21 protein-coding genes and 1 tRNA gene are annotated in these 23,930 nt (G+C 57.3%); 7 read left to right on the forward strand and 15 right to left on the reverse strand.

Features of this window, described 5'->3' with window-relative positions:
- Positions 1-435 precede the first annotated feature (435 nt).
- From HMPREF2625_RS04130 to HMPREF2625_RS10715, 4 genes are all read right to left on the reverse strand, one after another.
- Entirely contained in the window at positions 436-2,439 is a 2,004-nt protein-coding gene (locus HMPREF2625_RS04130; protein ID WP_070522081.1) for an ABC transporter ATP-binding protein/permease, read from the reverse strand.
- Positions 2,420-3,499 carry an efflux RND transporter periplasmic adaptor subunit gene (locus HMPREF2625_RS04135; RefSeq protein WP_070522084.1) on the reverse strand — a complete coding sequence of 360 codons (1,080 nt, stop codon included), beginning with the start codon at positions 3,497-3,499 and terminating at the stop codon, positions 2,420-2,422. The genes HMPREF2625_RS04130 and HMPREF2625_RS04135 overlap by 20 nt, the downstream gene beginning before the upstream one ends.
- Positions 3,493-4,368, reverse strand: coding sequence for a hypothetical protein (locus tag HMPREF2625_RS04140; protein WP_070522087.1), 876 nt, complete (start codon positions 4,366-4,368; stop codon positions 3,493-3,495). The genes HMPREF2625_RS04135 and HMPREF2625_RS04140 overlap by 7 nt, the downstream gene beginning before the upstream one ends.
- An 88-nt stretch (positions 4,369-4,456) precedes the next feature.
- A complete protein-coding gene (locus HMPREF2625_RS10715; RefSeq protein ID WP_168162328.1) occupies positions 4,457-4,852 on the reverse strand; it encodes a peptidase inhibitor family I36 protein in 396 nt (131 codons plus the stop codon).
- Between the two features lie 536 nt (positions 4,853-5,388).
- On the opposite strand from HMPREF2625_RS10715, the gene HMPREF2625_RS04145 reads away from it, so the two are divergent.
- Positions 5,389-7,233 (forward strand): DUF6493 family protein, encoded by a 1,845-nt coding sequence (locus tag HMPREF2625_RS04145; RefSeq protein WP_070522090.1) that lies wholly within the window; start codon positions 5,389-5,391, stop codon positions 7,231-7,233.
- Between the two features lie 27 nt (positions 7,234-7,260).
- On the opposite strand, the gene HMPREF2625_RS04150 is transcribed toward HMPREF2625_RS04145, so the two are convergent.
- A complete protein-coding gene (locus HMPREF2625_RS04150) occupies positions 7,261-8,730 on the reverse strand; it encodes a cation:proton antiporter (protein ID WP_070522093.1) in 1,470 nt (489 codons plus the stop codon).
- Positions 8,731-9,076: 346 nt separating this feature from the next.
- Here HMPREF2625_RS04150 and HMPREF2625_RS04155 point away from each other — a divergent pair, with 346 nt between their 5' ends.
- Both HMPREF2625_RS04155 and HMPREF2625_RS04160 read left to right on the forward strand, forming a co-directional pair.
- Positions 9,077-10,150 carry a DUF418 domain-containing protein gene (locus HMPREF2625_RS04155; RefSeq protein WP_070522096.1) on the forward strand — a complete coding sequence of 358 codons (1,074 nt, stop codon included), beginning with the start codon at positions 9,077-9,079 and terminating at the stop codon, positions 10,148-10,150.
- A 152-nt stretch (positions 10,151-10,302) separates the two neighbouring features.
- The gene (locus HMPREF2625_RS04160) at positions 10,303-10,515 is read left to right on the forward strand and encodes a helix-turn-helix transcriptional regulator (RefSeq protein ID WP_070522637.1); all 213 of its coding nucleotides are present in this window, start codon (positions 10,303-10,305) and stop codon (positions 10,513-10,515) included.
- An 87-nt stretch (positions 10,516-10,602) separates the two neighbouring features.
- Here the strand turns inward: HMPREF2625_RS04160 and HMPREF2625_RS04165 are convergent, their stop codons facing one another.
- The 3 genes from HMPREF2625_RS04165 to HMPREF2625_RS04170 are packed head-to-tail and all read right to left on the reverse strand — an operon-like array spanning position 10,603 to position 11,737.
- Entirely contained in the window at positions 10,603-10,986 is a 384-nt protein-coding gene (locus HMPREF2625_RS04165; protein ID WP_070522099.1) for a hypothetical protein, read from the reverse strand.
- Positions 10,983-11,192 carry a hypothetical protein gene (locus HMPREF2625_RS10870; protein WP_141745412.1) on the reverse strand — a complete coding sequence of 70 codons (210 nt, stop codon included), beginning with the start codon at positions 11,190-11,192 and terminating at the stop codon, positions 10,983-10,985. The genes HMPREF2625_RS04165 and HMPREF2625_RS10870 overlap by 4 nt, the downstream gene beginning before the upstream one ends.
- 2 nt (positions 11,193-11,194) lie before the next feature.
- Entirely contained in the window at positions 11,195-11,737 is a 543-nt protein-coding gene (locus HMPREF2625_RS04170; RefSeq protein ID WP_070522102.1) for a PadR family transcriptional regulator, read from the reverse strand.
- Between the two features lie 144 nt (positions 11,738-11,881).
- Here HMPREF2625_RS04170 and HMPREF2625_RS04175 point away from each other — a divergent pair, with 144 nt between their 5' ends.
- Positions 11,882-12,247, forward strand: coding sequence for a hypothetical protein (locus HMPREF2625_RS04175; protein ID WP_246826651.1), 366 nt, complete (start codon positions 11,882-11,884; stop codon positions 12,245-12,247).
- Between the two features lie 499 nt (positions 12,248-12,746).
- The gene (locus HMPREF2625_RS04185; RefSeq protein WP_210394368.1) at positions 12,747-14,243 is read left to right on the forward strand and encodes an MFS transporter; all 1,497 of its coding nucleotides are present in this window, start codon (positions 12,747-12,749) and stop codon (positions 14,241-14,243) included.
- Positions 14,244-14,878: 635 nt separating this feature from the next.
- On the opposite strand, the gene HMPREF2625_RS04190 is transcribed toward HMPREF2625_RS04185, so the two are convergent.
- The gene (locus HMPREF2625_RS04190) at positions 14,879-15,457 is read right to left on the reverse strand and encodes a dihydrofolate reductase family protein (RefSeq protein ID WP_246826653.1); all 579 of its coding nucleotides are present in this window, start codon (positions 15,455-15,457) and stop codon (positions 14,879-14,881) included.
- A 76-nt stretch (positions 15,458-15,533) separates the two neighbouring features.
- Between HMPREF2625_RS04190 and HMPREF2625_RS04195 the strand changes: the two genes are divergently transcribed.
- Positions 15,534-16,103 (forward strand): TetR/AcrR family transcriptional regulator, encoded by a 570-nt coding sequence (locus tag HMPREF2625_RS04195; protein ID WP_070522111.1) that lies wholly within the window; start codon positions 15,534-15,536, stop codon positions 16,101-16,103.
- A gap of 320 nt (positions 16,104-16,423) precedes the next feature.
- Positions 16,424-16,909: an NTP pyrophosphohydrolase gene (locus HMPREF2625_RS04200; RefSeq protein ID WP_070522114.1), complete on the forward strand. Its 486-nt coding sequence runs from the start codon at positions 16,424-16,426 to the stop codon at positions 16,907-16,909.
- 84 nt (positions 16,910-16,993) lie between these two features.
- Here HMPREF2625_RS04200 and HMPREF2625_RS04205 read toward each other — a convergent pair.
- The 6 genes from HMPREF2625_RS04205 to HMPREF2625_RS04230 all read right to left on the reverse strand — a co-directional run bounded on the left by HMPREF2625_RS04205 (position 16,994) and on the right by HMPREF2625_RS04230 (position 23,807).
- A tRNA-Pro gene (locus HMPREF2625_RS04205) sits at positions 16,994-17,070 on the reverse strand.
- Positions 17,071-17,308: 238 nt separating this feature from the next.
- On the reverse strand, positions 17,309-18,127 hold the full coding sequence (locus HMPREF2625_RS04210) for an S-layer homology domain-containing protein (protein ID WP_246826655.1): 819 nt from the start codon (positions 18,125-18,127) through the stop codon (positions 17,309-17,311).
- A gap of 182 nt (positions 18,128-18,309) precedes the next feature.
- The gene (locus HMPREF2625_RS04215) at positions 18,310-20,184 is read right to left on the reverse strand and encodes an ABC transporter ATP-binding protein (RefSeq protein WP_070522117.1); all 1,875 of its coding nucleotides are present in this window, start codon (positions 20,182-20,184) and stop codon (positions 18,310-18,312) included.
- Positions 20,181-22,172, reverse strand: coding sequence for an ABC transporter ATP-binding protein (locus HMPREF2625_RS04220; protein WP_371440645.1), 1,992 nt, complete (start codon positions 22,170-22,172; stop codon positions 20,181-20,183). Before HMPREF2625_RS04220 ends, HMPREF2625_RS04215 begins: the two co-directional genes overlap by 4 nt.
- 297 nt (positions 22,173-22,469) lie before the next feature.
- Positions 22,470-23,018, reverse strand: coding sequence for an NAD(P)H-dependent oxidoreductase (locus HMPREF2625_RS04225; protein WP_048777884.1), 549 nt, complete (start codon positions 23,016-23,018; stop codon positions 22,470-22,472).
- 90 nt (positions 23,019-23,108) lie between these two features.
- Positions 23,109-23,807 carry a GNAT family N-acetyltransferase gene (locus HMPREF2625_RS04230; RefSeq protein ID WP_070522119.1) on the reverse strand — a complete coding sequence of 233 codons (699 nt, stop codon included), beginning with the start codon at positions 23,805-23,807 and terminating at the stop codon, positions 23,109-23,111.
- Positions 23,808-23,930 lie beyond the last annotated feature (123 nt).

Raw genomic sequence — 23,930 nt, forward strand, 5'->3', positions numbered from 1 at the left:
ATCTATTTCATCTTAGCTGACACAGTGTCACTCGCAAAAGATAAGAGTCGTAACACGCCGAAAATTTGTCGTAAAAATACCGAATATTACGGACTTTTGAGGGTGTTAATGACCTTAAGTAATGCTGCCGGATAACGATTACGTGACGGGTAAATTATGGAATTTAAGAGGTTATATGTATGAAAACTTAGGATACCCTTTTTGTGGGTTTAGAGCGATTAAACCAAAATTACATGTTCTTATTTTATGGTTTCAGACACCTCAACTCGTCGGCACCCTAAGAACCGGGGTATGCACGATGTACGCGAACGCAGCAGGTGAGGCTCGGTTGGGCGCATCCCCCGCATCTAGAGTGCGAGTAGATATTATGTCGGCGAGCAGATAGCGGATTGTTATCTGCTCGCCGACATAATATCTGGGGGTAGAATCCTGACTCTAGACCGTGCGGATTGCATCGGCGGGCTGCGCGCGAGAGGCTACAATAGCCGGAACCATGGCAGATACCAGTCCGGAGATCCCACCTGCGCCGAGCCCCAGGAATAGGGGAGTCGCCTCCAGAATAGGTTTCCAGCCATTGAGTTGGCATATCAGTAAGGTCAGGAGCGTGCCTAGCGTAATCCCCAAAATACCGCCCGCAAGCCCAATAAAAAGCCCTTCAAGCAGAAACATGCGCCGTACCGCCGCTTTCGACGCTCCCACCGCACGCCGTAACGCGATCTCGCCGCGCCTGGTTTGCACGCTTAAGTACAAAGTTGTGCCCGCGCTCAGTGCCGCTAGCAGAAGAATACCCCAGGAGGATACAAGCGAGAGGGTCGCAATATCGTTCGAGACCCCGCGATGCAAAGACCTCAAGTCTGTGACCGTCTGAACCTTGTAATTTTCCGGATGCGCCGCATCCACGCTTAAGGGCGCTACCTCAGAAACAGGCGCGGGGTAGCCTGGTTTAGTGCGCATGAGAAAAAGGTGCTCGTTTTGCGGGTATGACGATGCGCTCTTCATATCAAGCACCACAGCATTAAGCAGGAGAGCATCTCGGGGAGCGTCCTCAATGATGCCGACCACACTATACTCCCGCCCTTTGAGTGTCACGATGGAGCCGGAACCAGAACCGGAAATCCCAAGCTGTTCTGCTGCGTGCTTTCCTACGAGAGCCGAAGGCCGGTCTTGATTCGTATGTGCGCGGGTAAAAAGGGCGCGGGCGTTGCCTGGTTTGGTGACCGCCTCTGCCGCATCCAGGTACCCCGTGTCGATAGCGTAGGTGAGCACGCTTATTTTATTGATGGGAACCGGTACGTCAAGCGGGAACTTTGAGACATCACCGGCGATGCTCGTGCGGTATCCGACGGCGGTAACCCCGTTAATCGCCGTGAGTTTTTGGGAAACCTCCCCGGCTTCTTCGGAGGAAAAATCTGGGGAGACGGGTGAAAGTCGAACCTCGTCGAGAGCCGCCGCTTCCAGGCGTTCACTGACCTGATGAGCGGTGCTGTTCAAGAGCCCCGAGGATGCCACCAGCCCGGTGACCGCGAGCGCATAGGCGGTGCAGAGCAAAGCTGAGCGTCCTAGCCGTGTTGTCATGGCGGCCGCCGCATCCCAGACGGAGGAGAACCAGGCGCGAACACCGCTGCGTTCCAGGGGCTGCTTTTTCTGCTGCCGTTCAGACATATTATGCTGTGGGGCGGTACTTGATTCTGCGTCCTCGAAGTGCACCTCTTCTAGATGGCCGTCTACCATGCGCAGACACCGGCTTGCCTGACGGGCAACATCTTCATCGTGGGTAATCAAAACAATGGTAGTACCCGCCGCATTGAGCCTTTTGAAATCTTGCATGACTCGCTCGGTAGTTACACGGTCCAGGTTTCCGGTGGGCTCATCAGCAAGAAGAATATCCGGGTGCGTGCTCAGGGCACGGGCTATAGCAACCCGTTGGCGTTCACCGCCGGAAAGCGCACCTCCGGAATACATGAGCCGGTGTTCCAGCCCCAACTGGGTGAGCGTCTCTTCACTAATGCGTAGTTGTTCGTGAAGACCCACTCCCTGTACCCGAAGGGGAAGTGCAACATTGCGTATCACGCTTTCGTGGGGCAGCAGATGTGCGTCTTGAAAAACGAACCCGAGATGTCGGCTGCGCAGAATGTCCAGGTCTCGGGTCGGTGCATGGGTAATGTCACGTCCACGAAGAAAATAGCTGCCGTGCGTGGGGGTATCTAAGAGGCCGAGCACATTCAAGAGCGTAGATTTACCGGATCCGGAAGGGCCGATAATTGCGAGCATATCGCCCGGGTACACTCGCAGGTCTAGGTTCTGCAGAACGGGAGTATCGGCCCTGGTGTAGGTTTTGGATATGCCTACGAGCTCAAGAATAGGCTCATGCCCGTTGTTGATGGATTCTTCGTGTTCGGTTTCGTAGGGCAAGTCGGCGCTACGGGGTTGGGATTTCAACGTCGGTTCCTTCCCGCAGCTCCTGGTCGCTTTTAATGGCCGCCCAGCCTTCAGCCTGGCGTACTACGGTCACGGTGACTTCTTCTCCACTGTGTAGGCGCAGATACTCTTCACCGTTTTTCTCACGCAGGGCTGTAATAGGTACGGCTAGTGTGGGGTCGCCGCTGCTTTTCACCTCAAGAGTTGCGGATGCACCATCGGGCGCTTGGAACCCTTCCGGCACGGTGAAGGTCACGTCTTTACCTGGTATATCGCCGGTGGCGTTAAACTCTGATATTGCGGTGACGGTTGCCGTTCCTGAGGCCCCACCGGCGGATTTTGCTTCGGCGGTGCTGCCCACGTGCAGATCACGGGTGACATCAATGGTTGCACGTGCCACGATCGTGGGAGAGCCGTTCCGTGTAGTCAACAGCGGATTCTCCCCCAGTACCGTACCCTGTGCTGCGATAGTTTCGACGGTGCGCCCCGCAGAGGGCACCAGCATAAAGGTTTTCCAGTCGATGCTTTCGACATCGCCGTTGGCAACCCCTAAGTTGTAGAGGAAGGACTGATAGGCCTTCATACTTTGTTCCGACCAGGTGCCGTCTGTACCGGGGGCATACCCCCAATTGGTGAGGGTCTGTTGGAGTGCCAGCACATCAGACCCCGAATCGTCTTTCTTGATGGTGCGGTAGAAAGGAATGGAATCGGGCATGGCAATAATGGGCACATCAGAGATTGTTGCCACAAGGTCACCGGGGTGAATAGTGCGCCCGGGTTCTACCGCAACGCGAGTAACCACGGCACGTTCAGCCCCTACAGCAGGGGAGTAGGGCTCAGCTTTACCCAGCTGCACTTTCCCTTGAAGTACCGTTGCCTGCCCTACCTGACGTTTCTCGATTTTGGTGGTGACGGTGAGTTTTTCTTGAGAGCTGGCAAGGGCCTCTGACTGTGCGGTACTCATATTTTTACCCACGATTAAACCTAGAACCAGAAAAAGCAGGTTAGCGCAGATAAAAATAATGAGGATGCGCGAGCGGGGAATGCGCTCCAAAGAAACATGTGACGTATTTTTTACCATGAGGGCAGCGGCTCTCCGTGATCGGCTAATACTTTTTTAGCCTCTTCGATTTGGGCGTCAAGGTTTTTGCGGTATTCATCAAGCTGCGGCTTGTACTTTTCGATGGCTGCGGCCTGATATTGTGCCCGGCGGTTCATAGTTTTCATGAAATATCCGGTGCTGTCTTTGCAGTCTAGATCGGCGAGAGCGACTTCAATTTCTTTTTCTTTATCGCCGGGAACTTCTGGTGCCCAGTAGTAGTCTTTGGGAATAGAAATACCTTTATCTTTGAGGCATTGTTCCCATTCTCCGTGCCATTTTTTGACGTCTTCATCGCGCATCCATGCGGAGTCTGCTTCAAGATCAGCCTGAGCAACGATAGTGTTGGCTTCGGGCATTCGGGCGGGGAAATCGCCCAGCTGACGGACTGTATTTTGGCATTCGCTATATACTTCCATCTGGGCTTCCGAATATTCTTTTTGGGGAAGTAATGTAACTATACGAATTTTTGTTACATCATGGTTGATAGAGTATCCGTATTTGGAGACGTAGTCTTTATTCCAAATTCCGTACTGAAAATGTGGTTTAATTTCAACACCATCTCCGGTGCTGCCGCTTGGAACTCCTCGCGCTACTGAACAGTCATTATTATTGTAAATATTTGCACTGAGTGTTATAAGACTCTCAGGGGTAGACATCATATATTTGTCAAGTGGAAAATTTATTTGCATATGTTCATTATCAAAAGTTGCTTTGACGTCTGAGAATTTTGAATAATTTAAATCTTTTCCGGCACTAGGATCACCCTGAGGCTCACCTGTGTGGGGTCCGCTTGAACATGCTGAACACAGGAGAGCAAGGCAGGTAATGGCGGAGAGAAGCCTTTTCATAGCTTTGGATTCTTTCTATGAGGGTAAGAAGTGATTGGTGTGGGTGGTTGAACCTAAGTTCAACCACCCGGTACAGATTTATATCTGATTAGCGCGTTGCATGTTGGTGACTAGAGATTTCGTCACTCCAGTTACCTCCGCCTGGAAAATAAACTCCACGTAAGTCTGAGTGTGCTTTTCCTTTGCGGTCGTAAAAACTAGCTCCACCATAATTTATATGTTGGTAGAACAAGTGGTAGGGGTGTTCGCGATCTGTCGTAGCACCCAGTACATAAGAACTCGTGCGATCATTCATGTAATCACCAATCCATGAAACTTCATGGTTGTAGTAAGTCTGGTGTCTTCCACCAAACCAGATGTCGTCGTAGAGGCAAGTTGCCCCAGCAGGACAATGAGGCACGGCAGAAGCAGGAGTGATCGTTAAGGGAACAATCGCGCCCAAAGCAAGCGTCGAGGCAAGCACGGTGCGCAGGATCTTTTTCATGGTTAATCCTTTGACTATAAGGCCAAAATACAGAGGTATTTTTAGACCTTGTGAGTGATATATCACGTTTTTGTGATACGTTTCAAATCTAAACATAAATTTTTAATAAATCAATACTGTAAAATTAAAAAATCTCGAAAATTATGAATAAATATCTGTGAATTATGAATAAATATTGATGAGATGTGTGGCATACACGCGAAAATGATGTGTTATAGCCCCCATATAAGGGATATATGCAGCTGATGTGCCTCAAAAGTCGGTGGATGCCCAACGCAACATGTATATATATTTTTTCTAAATAACGGATATCTATCTGACAGATGCTCGTCACGGGACGTCATATACCGTCTAAAACCCGGAATCTCGCAGGTAGCTCCGTCCCCCTATAATCGTGCGGGTTTCTGTCTGGGGAAGGGAGACCACGAACTTCGGACGGTGTGACCGCAGCGAACGCATCCGCGCGGCAAAATCCCTACAATGAACCATAAACGCCGAACGAGCAATGCCTTGCGTCAAGTCTACAGGAGCAGCAGATGAGCAATGATATGGATCTTCGCACCTCCTATAAGAAATTCATCCAGGACTTACCCCAGCTTCTCGCGGACAAAGGCCCCGAACAGGTATATGCCCTGTACAAAGCCGAGAATTATGGCAGCCTGCGCGCGGGCGGGTTCCGCGAGGAAATCGAACGAATGGCCAGCCCTGCACCTCACTGGTGCGATCAGGGGTTCTTTCGGTTAGCTGAGCTCTACGATGGGCTGCAGCTGAACCATGACGACGACTATTTTCTGGCGCTTATGAACCTGAACGTTTCGCTTCGGCAGAGCCTGCTACGCCACGACCAGCAATTTCGTGACGAGCTGCTGTGGCACCTATTCACCGTCGAGGGAACCCCCGAAAGGTCGTTCACGACGGTAGATAAAAATACGTTCAGAAACACCTGGCAGAGAGAACTGCTTGAGGCTTCTGCCGAGGGGCTGATTCCCCGGGGACATCTGCTGGATGCGTGCCTGGCATCGTTAGCGCGGGACTTCGCCGCCTACCGTGCCGGGTGGTTCTCCCGCATGTATGCCGCGCTCAAACCCACCGCCGCAGAATCCGCTCAACGGCAGGATACGCTCGTGAACCTGCTGGGGTCGCCGGTGGGCACGACCGTCACCCTAGCGGTCAAACAGCTTTCGGCGGTGCATCGGGCGGGGCTTCTTGAGGCCGACCGGTTCGTTCATGGATGCGCCCCCGCGCTGCTAACGAGCAAGGCGAATGCGCTGGCGATCCTCAAACTCTTGGCGTCTCTGCGCGGTACAGTCGGCGATGCGCCGGTTGCCGAAGCATCTGTTGCGGGGCTGAACCACGCGCATCCACAGGTGCAGGTGGCAACCGCAAAATTACTGCATCAAGCCAAAGCGACTGAAACGCTGTATCAGCATGTGCAGAACCTCAGCCCGGTTGCACGGCAGGAATTAGAGGACGCCGAACTCCTGAAACGTACAGAAGAGGGAACCGCGCATCATACAGCATTGAAAGCCTCGGTTGAGGCCGAGCAGACCGCCGAGGACACGAACCACGATGCCCCGCATCCTGATTACGTGCGTTCCGGAAAAAGTACGGGTAAAGTCCCCAATATTCTTGAGAGCATCCGAGTGAGTTGGGATTATCGTGAAAGCGAGGCGAAACGCCCCAACGGCAAACCCGAAAACGTGTGGTGGAGCCCCACCGTGCACCTGCCTGCCGCAGAACCACACCACACGCCGGACGAAAAACATCTGCTCACCCTGCACTATGCGGCAACGAGCTGCGGAGAACTGGCGCACCTCTGCCCTTCTTCCACAGTGCCCGTGGCGGTAGGGCTGTTGGAACGATGGGTCTTTCTCGACGAAGAAGACGGGCACCACTACATGCATGATATGGTCCAGACCCTTAGGAACCATCCGGGGCAGTGGAACTCCATTACCGCGCAGGCGCTCGCTGTGCTGGCTACTTCAAAGCATCATATAGACCGTGCGGGAGCCGCCGAGTTGTTGGCGGAGAACCTTGGCGGTCGGCTCTCCTACGAAGACGCCACTACAGGGTTCTCGCAGGCTGCCCCGGCGCTGATGTTTACCCGGTGGGCGCATACCTTTGAGGATATGGCGGCCATAGACCCGCACGTTACCCTGCGTTTCTTAGGCGGTCTGCTGCCGCATTGTGAGCGCACCCAGCACGGGATGGGGAAGCTTCTGGGAGTGTATGCACAGGAATATGTGCGTGTTCACGGCGCGAAGCGTAGCGCGGATGATTTCCTGCAGCTAAGCTCCGAGATGACCGCGTGGTTAGGCGGTTTTAAGGGATCCTCGCAGGCGGCAAAACACGCGCGGGCTATCCTCAAAACCCTCACCTAAATACGATTCCTCAGCCTGGGAAACCAGCTAGTTCTCCGGCGGTTTCGGGGTTTTGGAGGATCCCGAAGAGTCGCTGCCCCGCAGAGGACTGTGCGTTTCTTTCGTCGGCTTCACAGCCGGAATCATACCGGTCGTGAGCTTCACCGTCGCGTTGCGGTGCGCCTTCAACGCATCAATCTGGGCACGCTTAGAAACGCCGGACTCAGCCTCAGCCGTCTGCGACCTAAAAGCCCGCTTAATGGCCGCAGCCCACAGTGGGAACAGCAAAACCGTGAGGGCACCACCTGCCACCAGAAGCGATGCGGTAGAGCTCTCCAGCAGCCCCGAACTCGTGGCGATACTCGTGACCGCCACAATAATAGGCAGACCTGCCGCCGAATACAGAGCCAACTCAACCTTCTCGCTCATTGACTGCAGTCCCGAACCCGTGTTCGTGAACCGCTCCGCGATAAACACAGGCACCCCGCGCACCAGCAGAATACCAATAACCACCATCGCCAACAGCAGAGGCGAAGACGCCACCACAGAAGGGTTAATCCCCATGCCGCTGACCACAAAAAACAGTGGAATCATGAACGTAAACCCGACCGTCTCTAACCGTGCCGTGATCATGTGAAGTGCGCCCACCGGGGTGAGCGAACGCATAATAATACCCGCAGCGAAGGCGCCGAGCACCGCATCCAGCCCGAAAAGCGCCGTAAACATAATGAGGGTAGCTAGCAGAAACATAGCAAGACGCAACACAAGCTGACTGGTTGTGTTAGTTTCTACCGCCATAATCTGGCGCAGGCCCGGCACTTTCTGTAGAAGACGATGCGGAATAATCGCCGTCACCACAGCAATCGCCATGAACCCCAGCAGAATCAAAATCGCCAAACCCGGCGAGTACGAGGAGAGCAGCAGCGACATCGCAAAAATCGGGAAAAGCTCGCCAACGGCACCGTGCACCAGCACCGCATTCCCCCCCCGAGTACCCGCCGCACCATGGGATTTGAGCATGGGCAGCAGCGTGCCCAGAGCCGTGGAACTTAGTGCAATACCCACCGCAATATAGGTGTTAAAACCCCTGGTGAAACCGGTGATGAGCGCCGCCCCCAGCACGCCCAGCGCAAAACAGACGAACCAAGTTACGATCGCGCTTTTGCCCTGGCGGTTACGCAGCGAATCGACGTTAATCTCAAACCCGGCAATCAGAAAGAGCATGCCTAAACCCAGCTCTTTCAGCAGCGGAATGCCGCCGTCGCTGCCGGATGCCAGCCCCAGCACGTTCGGGCCAATGAGCACACCGCAGATCAGCAGGAACACCACATCGGGGATGCGCTTGCCCGTTAGCCGCGACATGATGGGCGAAAGCAGCGCCGCTAAGGTCACCCAGAAAATCGAGACATACTGCGCGGTACCCTCAACCCCGGACGCCTCGTGCGGACCGGAAGCAAGAATATGCGTGTGTGCGGCGGCGAGGGGCTGGGCAAGCTGAGAAACATCCAGAACGTTCATAGTGAAGAAAGCATACCTTAGATACTTCGGGTTATTCACATAGGAGGGGCTGACTGTGTTCTTTCAAAAAGACTAGGCGTAAGTACAGCGGGCGAGGAAATCTACTCCAGCTGCCCAAGGTATCACATGACGTTCCGAAGCCAGCGGATAACCCGCACACAACAATCCGGTATTTTGCACCCCACCCCGCACATCTGCGCCCTGAGCTGGGGCAAAACATTTTGACATCACATGATGCTGCATAACTACAACACGAACCATCACAGCATCAGGCGCCGCTAGAAACCGCCCGCAGAACACGGTACCGTAGAATGCACCACCACAGGCACGAGCGAGCAGGAGATGCATGCTACCGGAAACCAACACCCGGCGAGATACCGGGTTAGACAGCGCTCGCGCTTTTGCGCTTCTGCTCATGCTTATTCCCGTGAGCGTAAGCCTTAACCTGGTGCCCGGCAAACATCTGAGCTGGCTTTCACAGGTGCTTCCGCAGGCATTGAACCTGTTCGCCGTGATTCTGGGCGCGGCTGCATATTTATACTCCCGCAAGGTGGCTTTTCCGCAGTTTTTTGCGAGCAGCATCGTGCGTTTTCTGGCGTTCTGCGTGCTCGGCTGGATTCTCGCCCAACTTCCACACAGCGCATTTGCGGATCAAGCTTTTTCTGGGTGGAAAGACTTCCCCATCCGTTTCGATATGCTTCTGCCCCTAGCCGTGCTGACCCTGCTGAGCATCGGGCTGGTATATATGCCGTTTTGGGTGCAGCTTGCCGTGACCGTGCTCGCCAGCCCCGCCGTGCCGTTCACTTACGAGCGGCTGAGCGTGGGCGGGTGGACTGCCGACGACTGGCTGCATCGTTCAATCCCAGCAATCGTGAATGAGAGCGCGGGAACCATGTTTCAGGATGGGTTCAAACTTATTTGGCTTATGGGCTTGGGTATGGTGCTGTGGCGAGGGTACGAAAAACTTGGCGCACGCTTGGGCATACCGGTGGCGCTGGGTTCTCTTGCTATGAGCATCTACCTGTGGGTGTATCCGCATGCCCAACTGGGACCGCTCACGTGGCCGATCGTACTCACCATCGTGGGAGTGGTGGGAACCGTCTGCACCTGGGGAGAGCTTGCGCGGCTCAGCGCCGGAAAAGGCGTGCTGGAACCGTTCGCGCGGCTGGGTCGAATGTCGCTGAGCGCATCCATTGTGATGCTGGGGCTGGCATTCTACGGTGGCGGGCGGCTCGTGACGATGGTCGCCGGTGAAGGTTATCGCGCCCCGCAGCAGGGGAGCGTCTATAGTTATGCGCTCTGGTTCGGGTTCCTGCTTGTATGGTGGGTGCTGGCGATGATGCTGTGCACCCTGTGGGAGAAAATTCAGCAGCGCGGCCCCCTCGAAATGGCGCTCGCCCTCATGAGCGGGCGGGGATAGGGCCTGGACTCGGTGGCTACAGTCCCGAAGATCTCGTCCTCGCATCGCAGCGCGGACAGGCCCGAAAGACACTCGCTGCCTCAACGATAAAAAATGAGGTAAGGGTGAACCAAATGCTAAGGATCTGGCAGAGCAATACGGCACTAAGTGTAATGGTGGTCATCAGTTTGGTGGGTCGCTGGAGCCAAGCCGACCTCGCCGAATGTATCAACGTGTCACGGCAGACGATCGTCTCACTAGAGAACGGTCGATACGAGCCGACACTGAAGACCGCCATGCGGTTATCGGCAGTGTTCGATGCACCGATCGAGGAGAAGATCTTCAGCCCAGACCCCGACGACCTCAGCCTCGGTCGCACAGACTGACCACACGCGCCCTTGACCCACAAGACGTCGAACGCCTCGATTCATCTGGATGGACCCCCATACAGCGAGGCCACTACGAGCACATCGTTACCCTCCGCCCAGGGCGATGACGAGCGTTGCTGCTGCCAGCAGGAGGCTGGTCGGTGCCATCGTCCAGCGTTCGGCGGGGCTGCGCGAGATCGCGTTGAGTGCCACGCTCGCGGCGAAGAACGCGAACACCACCCAGGTCAAGACGATCACCGCTGTACTGTCTCCGGCCGGGAGAACGCCCGCACGGCTGAGCAGCAGGGCCGCCAACCCTGCGTACACCAGCACCGACGCCACACTGGCGACGCGGAGCCCGCGCGGCAGAACGCGGTGCTGGCCGCCCCACCCGAAATGACCTAAGGGGAGGCCCGACGCGGCGAGGATCTGCATGATGGCGAGCGCCGCCAGCAGCGCGAGCGCGACGACAAGAGCGATGGCGGTCATGCGGTTTCCTCTCGCCGAGCCTCTGCATTGCGAGCACATGCGCGCGGATTCCGCGGTCCAGGGTTGACCGCCGTCTTGCTCCTGTACCGCTTGACCAGGTGCCGGGCATCGACAGTCAGAGGCGGAGTCGCGGTATCCATCATTCGCTCCTCAGATCGTGGGCTATGCTCGGTCGAGTACGTGCTGGTAGGGCTCTTCCTAGTCACGGTCACTCCTTAGAGTTCTCGGTCGACTCGGTGAGTCCGAGCAGCTGGCGCGTCTCGCGCAGCCACTCCCGTTCGGCCTCGGCGTGGACCAAGCCATTGCGCAGGGTCGCCGTCTGCAACAGCCCCATCAGGTCATCGGACCTGATCGTGATCGAGGATAACGTGGTCAACGCCTCGTTCATCTGACGCTCCCGCTCATCAAGCATCCTCTCCACCCCTTCCCGGCCGATCAGGGCGGCAAAGAACAGCCGGGCGAGGAACGGCTCCTTGGGAAGGTCCTCCTCCACCGGAGACGACAGCCAGTCCGTCAGCTCCGCGCGCCCGGCGTCGGTCAGGGAGTGCACCTTGCGGTCGGGCTTGCCGTCCTGTCGCACCACCTCTGTCGTGATCGCCCCCGCCCCGCTCAGCCGATCCAGCGTCCGATAGATCTGCGATCGGTCGGCGTGCCAGAAGTGCGCTACCGAACTTGCGAACGCACGTGCCAGGTCGTAACCACTTGCGGAACGGATCGACAGCAGCCCAAGGATCGCGTGCTTCAACTCCATGTCACATAGTCTACCACACACCTATATGACTATGCACCTATGAGTTCGGAATCTACGAGCACACTGGTGCTGCGGTCACCTGTCCAGGGACGACCCGCCATAGCGTGGGCCGCGGTCTTGAGTCAGGGCACGCGAGGATTGGAGGTGGCGGTGACGTTCCTCGACAGTACGGTCGGTGGCATCGCGCTGCATCTGCTCGATGGCACGGGGCTGCTTGATGCGTCGAAGTGGGGTGCGTGGTTGTGGTCGCACTTGTGGATGGAGGCTGCTGACGGGGTGCTGCATCAGGAGTGTGGCTGGATGCGCGAACCAATCATAGGGCCTCGTCTTCGCAGTGAAAAGGATGCTGCGTTTGAGTTGGATCAGTTTCCTCGGGATCCGCAGTGGGTTCCGGAGTGGATGGCGGTCAAGGCGACTGCTTATCACAAGGAGGCGGAGAAGTGGGAGCGTCGGGCTAGGAAGAAAGCCGAGAAGGCTGAGGCTGCGGGGGGGGGGGGCAGCTGTATGTGACTGGGCGCATCAAAGATATGATGATTGTGAGGGGGAAGAACTATTTCCCGAACGATATTGAGAAGTCTTTGCGAAGGGACTTGCCAATCCTGCGTGGGCGGCGGTTTGTCGTGTTCCAAAATACGGAGGACCTTATCTATTGCTTCGTGGAGGAGGTGATTGAGATAGGCGATAGCACGGGTGTTTCAGGTCTTGTTCGGGACAGTGATGATGAGGTTGGCAGCATGTTGCGATCCGGAATCGCGCGTAGCGTGGCGCAAAGATATGGTTTGTATGTTGCTGATATGCGGGTGGTTCCGGCGGGCAGCTTGCCGACGACTGTCTCTGGAAAGATTGTCCGGACAGGTTTGGAGGACCTAATCAGTCGGTTAGACGTTGGAGAGAACGACGAGTGAGTTGATGGTATATGGGAACTGCAGTAGAGTCCGGTAGTCGCGAAATTACAGATCTAAGGGATAGCCGCGTTCTAGCGCTTGTGCTCGTCTGCACGGTGAGTTTCATGAACGTCCTGGATATCACGGTGGTGTCGGTGGCACTGAGTGATATCGGGCAGAGTCTTGGTGGGTCGCAGAGTGAGTTGCAGTGGGTAGTGGACGCTTACACGCTGCCGTTGGGAGCGTTGCTGATGTCAGCGGCGACTTTGAGCGGAAGTCTGGGGCGGCTGCGATTGTTCCGATGGGGGCTGGTCCTGTTCACGGTGGGGTCGGCCGTGTGCGCGTTGGCCTCTTCGATGGTCGTACTCAACGTTTTCCGGGCTCTTCAGGCGGTCGGTGGGGCGATCTTCTTGGGCGTCGGTGTGCCGATGATCTCTGATCGCTACGCCGCCGGACGCGAGCGGGCACGAGCTACCGGGATTTACGGGCTCATCTCAGGGGTGGCTATCGCAGTGGGGCCACTGGCAGGCGGCGGTCTGGTCCTAGTCGCCGGGTGGCGTTCTATCTTTTGGATCAACGTCCCTGTGGGGGTGGTGTCCTGGCTGGCGTCGTGGTATGTGAAGGATCACGGCGCGGATCGCAGAGGTTCAGACATGGACTGGCCCGGAACGCTGCTGGCAGTCCTTGCCACAGGGGGCGTGACGGTCGTCCTGCTGGAGGGGTCGGCATGGGGGTGGACCAGTGCGCGCACACTTGGTGGCGTTGCCGTCGGACTGGCCGCGATGGGTTTGTTCATGGCCGTCGAGCGGCGCTCGGACTCACCTATGGTTCCGGGACGCCTGCTGACTGACCGGCTCTATGTGGTGAGTATCCTGACCGGCTTTGCCGTCCAGGCTGGTCTGGTGGGGCAGATGCCCTGGCTGTCGCTGTATGCGCAGAATATCTACCTGTTGTCACCCCTGCAGGCCGGACTCTGCTTCCTCCCGTTCAGTCTCTGTGCCATCGCGGGGGCGTGGCTGTTTCGTGGCGGTAATAGGCGCTGGGCGCCGTCGGCCAGGCTGCTGGGGATCCTTGTCGTCGGGTGCGCGGCGCTGATGTCATGGGTACTGTTGTACGGCTCATCGACCTGGGTGGCGCTCCTGCCGGGTCTGATCCTGGCAGGCATTGCGGTTGGCGCTGCCGGGACCGTAGTCAACGAGCTGGCGGTTGCCTCCTTCGAGGGTGATGACGCAGGTGCGGCCTCTGGGCTGTCCGCTGCGATGAGGCAGATCGGCGTGGTACTCGGCGTGGCTGTCTCCGGCGTGGGGTTCGGTGGCGCGAGCGAGTACGTGGTGCGTGATCAGTGGCCGGTGGGTGCGCAGGAGCTTGTCAGCAGCGTGCGCTCAGGACAGGGACTGCGTACGACGGCTAGTGCTCCCGGTGCCGGGCGCAGCCTTCTTGCCGACGTCGTGCACCGTGCCACCGACTGGGGGATGGTAACCAGTTTCGCGATCGGGCTGTTCATCATGCTAATGGTGCTGGTTACCGGTGTCCTGTGGCTACGACGAGGAGGCGTCAACATGCCGACTCCGGGGAAGAAAAACTCCCCCGGTCCGAGAAACACCGCGCACCCCGCACACTAAGCGTCATGAGTCAGGCGTTTTCGCCTCACAGCCCTAGAATGCTCGGCTTCGGCGTGCCTTCTTGGGCTTCTTCAGTAGGTCGGCATGGGGAAGTTCACATACCAGGCCTGGCGCTACCCCGGCAGAACACCAGAATTGGAGCACGATTCCGGGGACATGAATCTTCATATTCCCGAACTCGGTATTCCGCGAGATTAAGTCACAAGGACGACCCTCATAGAAATCTGCTTTCCCAAGACTTCAGCCACAACCGCCAAAGCTGTAAATGCATGAAAACTTTGATAGGAGATGACGGATTATCTTAGCAGGTTGATCACATCCTTGCGTGAGGCTGAGATTCACGTTCACGGTAACAAAGGGCTTGTGAGTTTTCCCCGCAGGCGAAACATCAACGACGCCTGCTTCTGGGCAACCAATGACACATGGAATGTGGGCTATTCACGCTGGCTCATGGATCCAATAGCAGATCTCACCACTCCTGATTGTGATGTCTCACTGCGCTGGCTGATCTGCTGCACCGGCAACCTGTATCGCAAGAAGCAGAATGATTCTACCTCCTCCCTCTCCGAACCACTTCCGGATTCGCGAACGGCTGGAAAGTTCCCGAACCCAGCAACGGATAGGCGCGTAACGGACTACTGTCGGATAGTGCGGGCGTATTCCTCCATCACGACGCCGGATTCAAAGCTTCGACAACTCACCAGATCAAAGTTCTGTATGACGGTACCAGCATTGCCGAACAGCCGGACACCATCACCAAGGACGACGGGATTGCGTTTGAGAATGAGGCGGTCGATCTCGGGCAGCAGCTCTCCTGCAAGATTTCCACCACCGCAGAGATAGATCGCAAGCCCCTCTTGCTGCTTCAGCTCACGCACAGTCGCAAGCGCGTCAGCGGTGAATGTCACGCCAGCTGGCGGGGCTGTCTCCGAGCGTGTTGCGACGAACTCGCTCAGGTGTGCATAGGGTCGTTCAATACCGGCCGCCCGCGCAATGTCATAACTTGCTCGCCCTTGAATGACCGTGTCGAAGCGATTACCTGGCGGATGCATATCGAGCGCCGCGAGTACATGGGCGGGGAGCGCATCGGCGAAGTCACTCAAGTAGACAGCCATGTGATCCCCTTCAACGGGGAAGGCGTCGTAACTGCCGTCCGGTGCGGCGATGTAGCCATCGATAGACACGGCGACGTAGTAAATCAGTTCACGCATCATATCTCCAATCACTACTTTTGTCGTGGTTAACATGACTTTACCACGATATCAGTAGTACATGCGATAGCATGATCACATGGTCCGTAATGCTGAACGACGCACACTGCTCGCCGACGCTGCTGTACGAGTACTCGCTCAACAAGGCTCACGCGGTCTGACGCATCGGGCGATCGACGCCGAGGCGAAAGCACCCAGAGGTACCGCCTCGAACTACTTTGCCTCGCGCGATGAAATCATCGATGCGATCCTGCTCCGTATCAGTGAACGTCTGCAGCCGGACCCCGACATCCACGCTGACCTTGCCCAGCGACCTCCCGGCGTTGAGCTATTCACCGAGTACTTGCGTGACATTGTCCACCGGCTGACAGACAACCGTGATGCTGCGATAGCGCTCTTCGAGCTGCGGCTCGAAGCCACCCGCCGCCCGCGCGTCGCGGAGGTGCTCACCACCTGGCGGCGAGCAGGGCTTCAAGCCGATATCGAGTTCAACGAGAAGATGGGCCTACCCGGTCGGCCGGCGGACATCACGCTTTTCCACTACGCCCTCGACGGACTGCTTCTTGATCATCTCACCGTTCCCGTGGATGAAACTGTCAACCCTGACGAGGTGGTGAGCGTGCTCGCCCACCGACTTCTCGGCAGCTGATGCAACTCATCACTTTAAAGTCGCCAACATGCTGGGTTCTCCCCAGACTCTCCAGCTCAATCCTGCTCTGCCGAGTAGACGCGGTCTACCAACGACAGATCAAACTGCTGCATTTGACGTCGTCGCCCAGAGCATGCTTGTCCGCAGATACTTCAGCATCGGAACGAGGTTCTCAGTGGGGCCACTGCGTGCTGTGCATAGGCGCTCGCCCTCATGAGCGGGCGGGGTTAGCCCGGCGAAGTGACGAATATGCTAGCACGCACGGTTTCTCTTCGATACTCTGGTGCTTACTCAAGAACACATGAGAGAGGAATAAGTCCGTGACGTACTTTGCGTACAGGGTGGTGGGGAAGACTGAATATAACGGATTTGATGTCCCCCAGACTCCGCAGTCTTTCGCCGACGATACCGAGCAGCGCCTCACTGATCCCGACTTTTTGGAGGGTGACAAGTGCTTCGCCCTCGTGGTGTGGGCTCTGCCTGAAGGCGTGAACCATGTTGATGACGTTCCCCAGGATTCGGTGGCGCACGGCAACTATATACAGTGTGCCGGTTCTACGCATGCGATGACGGTGGAAATTAGGGTGACTGCCGAAGATGGTTCGTACGAACAGTACACGGTGGCCCGCAAACCCGTGACCGACCCCGATGCGTGGACAACCATCACATGGGTTGGTAACCGTATGCCCGTTCAAGTGCACCCCGAAGAGGTTTTCACGGGTGAGCAGGCGGCGCCTATCTTCCGCGCCTACATTGAGGACGGTGTGATTCCGCCGCGCGAACTGCTGCGTGTATTGGATATTTAGACTTTCGACTCGGCTCAGTGGATGACCCGAGCAGAAGGCACATACAGCAAACCCCCTGAAGATTACTCTCAGGGGGTTTAGGGTTGGTCGGGATGACAGGATTTGAACCTGCGACCTCGTCGTCCCGAACGACGCGCGCTACCAAGCTGCGCCACATCCCGGTGTTAACCTGTCGGACAACCCGCAGGCAACTCATCAATAATAGCCGAAGAGCCCGGGGAAAGCAACACGAATAAGCCCTCTCAAAAACCTGTAAACCCTGCATTTCCAGGGGAGTAGGCGCGGTGTCTTGTGCGTGTGCTTCCGCCTTCTGCTTGATGCACTAAAAACGCGGAAGCACACGCACCACCGGAGAAAAACGCTCAACGTTTCCCGCAGCGGCTGTACAAGGTTACTCGCCTAGATCTTGGCGGCGCGGAACACAAACGCGGCAGTCGCTTCACGAGTAACGGGTTCATGCGGGCGGAAGGTGCCGTCGGGCCAGCCGGTTGTGATCTTCTGGGTCTTAAACCACGAGATTTCGCGGTAGAACGGGTTCGCCGAGGTCACATCCGTAAAGGGATCCTGAGCCGGTGCCGCATCGTCGTTCATATTAGCGGCACGGTAGAAGAACGCCGCCAGAGCCTCACGAGTAACGGAATCGTGCGGGCGGAAAGTGCCATCCGACCAGCCTGTCGTGATGTGCTGCTGGTGCATCCACACGATCTCCTTGTAGAAAGGATCGCTCGGAGCAACGTCGGTGAACGGCGACTGCTTGGGCAGAACAACATCGGGTGAGCCAGCCATCCGGTAGAAGTATGCGGCAATTGCGGCGCGCTCAATATTCTGGGACGGGCGGAAAGTGCCATCGGGCCAACCCGTCGAAATAGCGGTCTCTCCCAGCCACGTGATCTCCTGATAGAACATATGGGTCTGGGGAACATCCTTGAAGACCACCGCCGCTGGCTTTTCGCTCGGCGCGGGTGCGGGAGCCTCCGGAGACGGGCCGTCACTCGGAGCCGGTGCGACTACAGGCGCCGCGGGAGTCGGATCTACCGAGAGCCCGGGGTTCGTCGCAGCTGCCGGTGCGCTGGGGGCTGCGGATGCGCTCGGCGCAGGGTCCGCCGCCTTCGCAGTTTCCGCAAAAGCAGGCTGAGCGGCAAAGGTCAGGCCAAGAGCAAGAGTGAGTGCAGAAGCGGTGCCCTGAGCCAGAAACTTCCTCGCATCATTGCGTGACATATTTTCCTCCATGAGGTTATAAGGGTTTAAGTGAATGAGTATCTGCACGCTCTACGAAGCGGCAAGATACCTTTATCATCCACAAAAAATTTTGCCGTGTCTACTTGGGCGGTTACAGCTAAGAACTATGACGTTTAGGGCTCTCATGCACGTATCACAATAGGTAAACGTGCGCATAAGAGTTAGGCGCTGGGGGAGTCTGAATCCTGCCGCGCATCCTCCCACGAGGTGTACATTGCGGCAAACTCGCCACCGGCGGCAATCAGCTCCTGCGGTGAACCATCCTCAACAATAGACCCCGCAGAAACAACCAGCACCCGGTCCGCACTCAGCACGGTCGAAAGACGATGCGCAATCACCACGGCGGTACGCCCCGCCAACAGGGCATTGAGCGCCCGCTGCACCGCACGTTCGCTGGGAATATCGAGGGATGCGGTGGCCTCATCCAAAATCAGTACCCGCGGATTCGCCAAGAAAACGCGGGCAAAAGACACAAGCTGACGCTGCCCGGTTGAAAGGTTCACACCGCCGCGCCCGAGCATCGTGCCGTACCCCTGCGGGAGGGTCTGAATAAACTCATCCGCGCCGACAGCCTGCGCCGCCCGGTGTACCTGGTCGTCGGTCGCCTGCGGGTTCCCCAAACGAATGTTCTCGGCAATCGAGGCTGAGAACAGAAAGACTTCCTGGGTGAGCATGACGACGTTTCGGCGCAGCTCCCGGTCGGTCAGGGAACGCACATCTACGCCGTCGAGAAGCACCCTGCCGGTATCAACGTCATAGAAACGGGCAATTAATTTGGCAATCGTAGACTTTCCGGCACCGGTTTCACCCACGAGTGCCACCGTCTGCCCCGGTGCAATCCTCAGCGACGTAGGCATGAGCGCGTGCTGACCCGCAGTGTAACCGAATGCGGCATCCTCAAGAACGATCTCACCCAGCGGGGTTGCCTCTGCTGAACTCTCGGCATCTACCAGCGCGGCGGGGGACTGCGGCAGGCTTACCGGATGCTGCGGGTCTTGAATCTGTGGCTTCTCCGCTAAGAACCCGGAAATCTTCTCAAGCGCCGAGAACGCCGACTGGAACAGGTTATAGAACTCGGAGAGCGTCATAATCGGCTCAAACACCCGGTTCGCATAAATAATGAGCGCCAGCAGGGTGCCCACCTGCATAGTGCCGCCCAGCACCGCATACCCGCCAATCACCAGCGCCGCCGCCACAAACACATTCCCGAAAAGCATGAGAGTGGGGGAGTAGATGCCGAACATCTTAATAGAGTCCATGACCGCAACCCGGTACCGTTCGGCCACGGCGGCGTACTCTGCACGCGCCGCCGCTTCCGCGCCGAACCCCTTGACCGCGCGAATACCGGTGAACGTCTCAACGAAGCGGGTGGTCAGCTGCGCAGACTCGTTCCGTAAAGACCGGAAAATACGCGAAATACCGCGCTGAAACCAGCGGGTCAGCAGGTAAATCGGTACGCCCGTAAGCAGCAGAAGAACCCCAATACGCCAGTCCAGCACAAAAATGGCCACTACCGAGAACAGCATGTTCAGCAGGGTAGTCACCAGCTGGCTTAAACCGCTGCCCAAGAACGTGGCGATCGTCTCAACGTCGTTCGTCAGACGCGATATGACCCTGCCCGAAGTGTACGACTCGTGAAAGGAGACGCTCAGCGCCTGCGAATGTTTAAACACTCGGGTGCGTAAATGCAGCAGCACCCCTAAGGAGACGCGCACCGTGTACGCCACGTTCGCCCATGTGGCGCCCGCATTTACCAGCACACTCACCGCAAACACCGCTAAAAGTGTCAGCAGCGGGCCGGTGTCGCCGTGCGTGATTGGGGCAATCGCCGTGTCGAGCACCCGTGCTATGAGCACCGGCTGGGCTGCTGCCGCAACAGCCGCCACCAGCACCGAGACGACCGAAGCCGCCAGCGCCCCCATGTACGGCCGGAGCATCTGCCGCAGCAGCGCGAAGGAGCGTTTCCGCGCCTGCTTCTGCTCCTTAGGAGTCAGGTTCGTGCGCTCGTGCGGGGCTTTAGCCCCGGTTAGCTTCATTGGGTGCCTCCGCCCTCCCCGGTGGGGGAGCCCTCACGATTCTGCGTGCTCTCAGCGGCGGCGGATACCTCACCCTCGGCAATCCCAAAGAGCATGTCCGCAATATGCGCCAGAGACGCGGGGGCCTCCGGTTCGGCGCTCATTAACGCACGGTATGCAGGGAGTTTCATCAGCTCGGTGTGCGTCCCGTCGGCAACGATTTTCCCGCCCTCAAGCAGCAGAACCCGGTCTGCTAAGGCCACCGTGGAGGGCCGGTGAGCCGTCAGCAGAGTGGTTGCCCCACCCAAGTTCCCCTCACCGCCGCGCAGGTTCGTGATGATGCGCTCCTCCGTACCCACATCCAGCGCCGAGAACGGGTCATCCAGCAGAAGCACCGCCGGGCGTGCCGCCAGCGCACGCGCCAACGAAAGGCGCTGCCGCTGACCACCCGAAAGGCTCAGCCCCTCCTCGCCGATGACGGTATCCACGCCCTCAGGCAAATCCGCCACGAAATCGCAGGCGGCAAGTTCAAGAGCGCCCGTTAGGGTCTGCTCCAGCTCCTCTTCGCTGTATTCACCGCGCACACCCATCAGCACGTTCTGGCGCACCGTACCCGAGAACAGCACCGCCTCCTCAAACACGAAAGCGGTCTGTGCGCGCAGCACCGGCAGGGGCATGTCGGCAATATCTTCACGCCCCAAGAGGATGCGCCCGCTGGTGGGGGAGTAGAAACGCGGAACCAGTGTCAGCGCCGTGGACTTGCCGCTGCCGGTGGCACCCACCAGCGCAACCACCTCGCCCGCGAACGCCTTAAAACTCAGCCCCTCAAGCACCCCGCCCGGTGCGGGCGCATCGGTGGCGTGTTCTTCGGCACTGTGTTCTTGGGGGCTGGGCTCTGGTGCGGGGTCGTAGGTAAAGTGCACGTTATCGAACGTCACCGATAAAACACCGCCGGAAGGGATAGGAGCCTGCTCGGCTGCCTCGTTGGTGAGTACCACTTCTTCATGCCCGTTTTCGCTCATTACTTCAACATGCCTTTCCATAGCTACCCGGTAGTTTAAATACGAAGAAATCAGTGTGGTTGAACGCAGAACGTGCCCCAGCACCACGGTCAGCACCGCAAAATAGGCGGTGAGCGATCCTAACGAAACCTCCCCCGAGGCCACCTGCGGAACCCCCACCCACAGGGCGATGAGGGTGCTCACCCCAACAATAACCCGCTGATAAAACGCCACCAGCGCCACCAGCATAGACCGCCGGTAATCCAGGGAGTTCAGCTCCTCAACGGCTGCGGTGTACTTCTGAATTTCTTCCTGGGAACGCCCTAAAGCTTTAATGACGCGGATGCCGCGCACCGACTCCTCAATACGGGTTGATACATCCCCGGTGAGCTGCTGAAGCTCCTTAGTGTACGCATTGTATTTACGCACATAGCTCACCAGGGACACCAAAAGTACGGGTACGGTCACCACGAACACCGCCGCCAGCTGCCACGAGGCACCGAACATGAATGAGCTGCCCACCAGGAACATGACCGCCACCGAGATCAGCTGCACCAGCGCGAAGGAGAGCCACCGGCGGATCGTCCCCAGGTCAGACATTGACCGGGTGAGCAGCTGCCCGGATGACCAGCGGTCAATCATTGACAGGGGCGCGCGCAGCAACTTGTCGAAGAAGTTCATGCGCATCCGCATTTCCATCGTGGAGGTCGGATCCACAATCAGCCACCTGCGCCAGTAAGCCAGGGATGCCTGCCCCACACCGATCAAAAGTACTAGTCCGCCGCCAATCCAGACGCCCGCCTCGGTCGTATTCTGCACAAGCTCATCAACAATGAACTGAAGCATCTGCGGAATAGAAATTTCGAGAATCGCCGCGCCAACAGCGACCAGCATGCCGATAGCCCAGCGCCACCGAATCGGGGCAATATACGGCAGGAATTTGAGGGGCGCGCGCTCGCCCGCATCATAGTTCACGGGCGCGGGAATAGGCTCCGGGGCAGTTTCCAAGAAGGGATTGCGTCGTCGAGAAGTGCCGGGGGCGTGTGTGCGGGTCGTGCTCGATTCCTCCTGCTTAGATGCGGTTCAACGTTTTTACAAGGTGTGAGCGTTAGTGCTCTTAATTATAGAGCGGCATCCCGGATGCGCCCCCTACGGTTCTGCCCTGAGTGTCCCGTTCTTATCGGTGAGCTTAACCCGTTTCCTCTTCTCCTAGCACGCGAGCAGGCAGCTTTTGACCGAGCAGGTAGTATTTTCCTACCTGCTCGGCCAAAAACCACCTGCTCGCGGAGGCTACGCGGCCATAGCCTAGGCGTAGTAGGTGTTCAGATGCGCCAGGTAGTCATCCGCGCTATCTGCCACCTGCTGGGCAGCGGCTTCATCGTAGCTCTCATAGGTGTCAATGGTGTGGAACGCGAAGAGAGGCTGATAATCGGCGCTGATATAGTTGGCCGTCAGCTCGAAAGGGCGCAGGGTTTCGGCGACGGTATACCCAACGGAACCTTCCGCACTGTACTCTGGGGCGGGAGCGCCCAGCGAGACGGCAATGCCGAGTTTCTTATTCTCGAACGCCTTGCCTTTCGAGCCGTAGGCCCACCCGTACGTCAGCACCTCGTCGCACCACTGTTTCAGAAGCGGCGGGCAGTTAAACCAGTACACCGGGAACTGAAGCACAATGTTCTGGTGCTCTTCCACGAGAGCCTGCTCGCGCTCTACATCAATCACACCGTCGGGGTACTCGCTGTACAGCTCATGCACGGTAAACCGATCCGGATGCTGGCGCAGCATGTGAACCCAGGTTTTGCTGACCATAGAATCATGGATATTAGGATGCGTGACAATCACAAGGGTTTTCATGGTATTCCCTTCCGCTCGACTTGAGAAAATACCATGGTATCCATGCCGTTTGGCTCTGACAATACCTTAGAGTACCCTTTCGGCTAATGGCTATAAAGCGATCTCTCGCAAGGAGGTGCGCTGCTGACCGTGCGCATCAAAATTCTTCGGATCCAGCCATTGCAGCAACCGGTGTTTACGCTGCTCCCATTCGGTATCCAGCATTGAATACCACGCCGTATCGCGGTTGCGGTCTTTATACACGACGGCTTGGCGGAACGTTCCCTCATAGGTGAAGCCTAGGCGCTCGGCTGCGCGGCGTGAAGGCTCATTCAGTGCATCGCATTTCCACTCGTAGCGGCGATAGTGCAGCGTCTCAAACACGTATTGCGCCAGCAGATACTGCACCTCCGTGGCGGCGCGAGTGCGTTTTAGACGTTCGCCATACGTTACACTACCCACCTCGATAACACGGTGGGCGGGGTTGATGCGCATGAGCGCTAAAGTGCCAATCGCACGCCCATCCTGATCTATCACAGCCAGATAGTACGGGTCGGTGGATTCCTCCATGCGCTTGAGGAGGGTCTCTAACTCTGCCCGGTCAGCAACAGGGTTCAAGGACAAATAAGTGAAACTCTGTTCGGGAGCTTCAGGACCGTAGACCTCGTACAGGTCGTTGCCGTGGCGTTTTGCATCAAGTTTTTCGAGGCGGCAGTAGCGCCCCTGTAAACAATCAATGCTGGGAGTCTCGCCCGCGCGGTAGTCGGGCAGGGCATCGCCGATAGGTTGCTGGTAGTCGTTATATCGCATGTACCTTTCCAATGCATTGCAGTAGTGGGGAGGAGTGTCTTCCGGTATTTACTCTACACGCGAGCAGGTTATGGGATGTGTTTAACCTGCTGGGTAGCAACGAATGTAAATCTATTTGTCCTG

The sequence above is a fragment of the Rothia sp. HMSC064D08 genome (assembly GCF_001809525.1).
Classification (GTDB): Bacteria; Actinomycetota; Actinomycetes; order Actinomycetales; family Micrococcaceae; genus Rothia; species Rothia dentocariosa.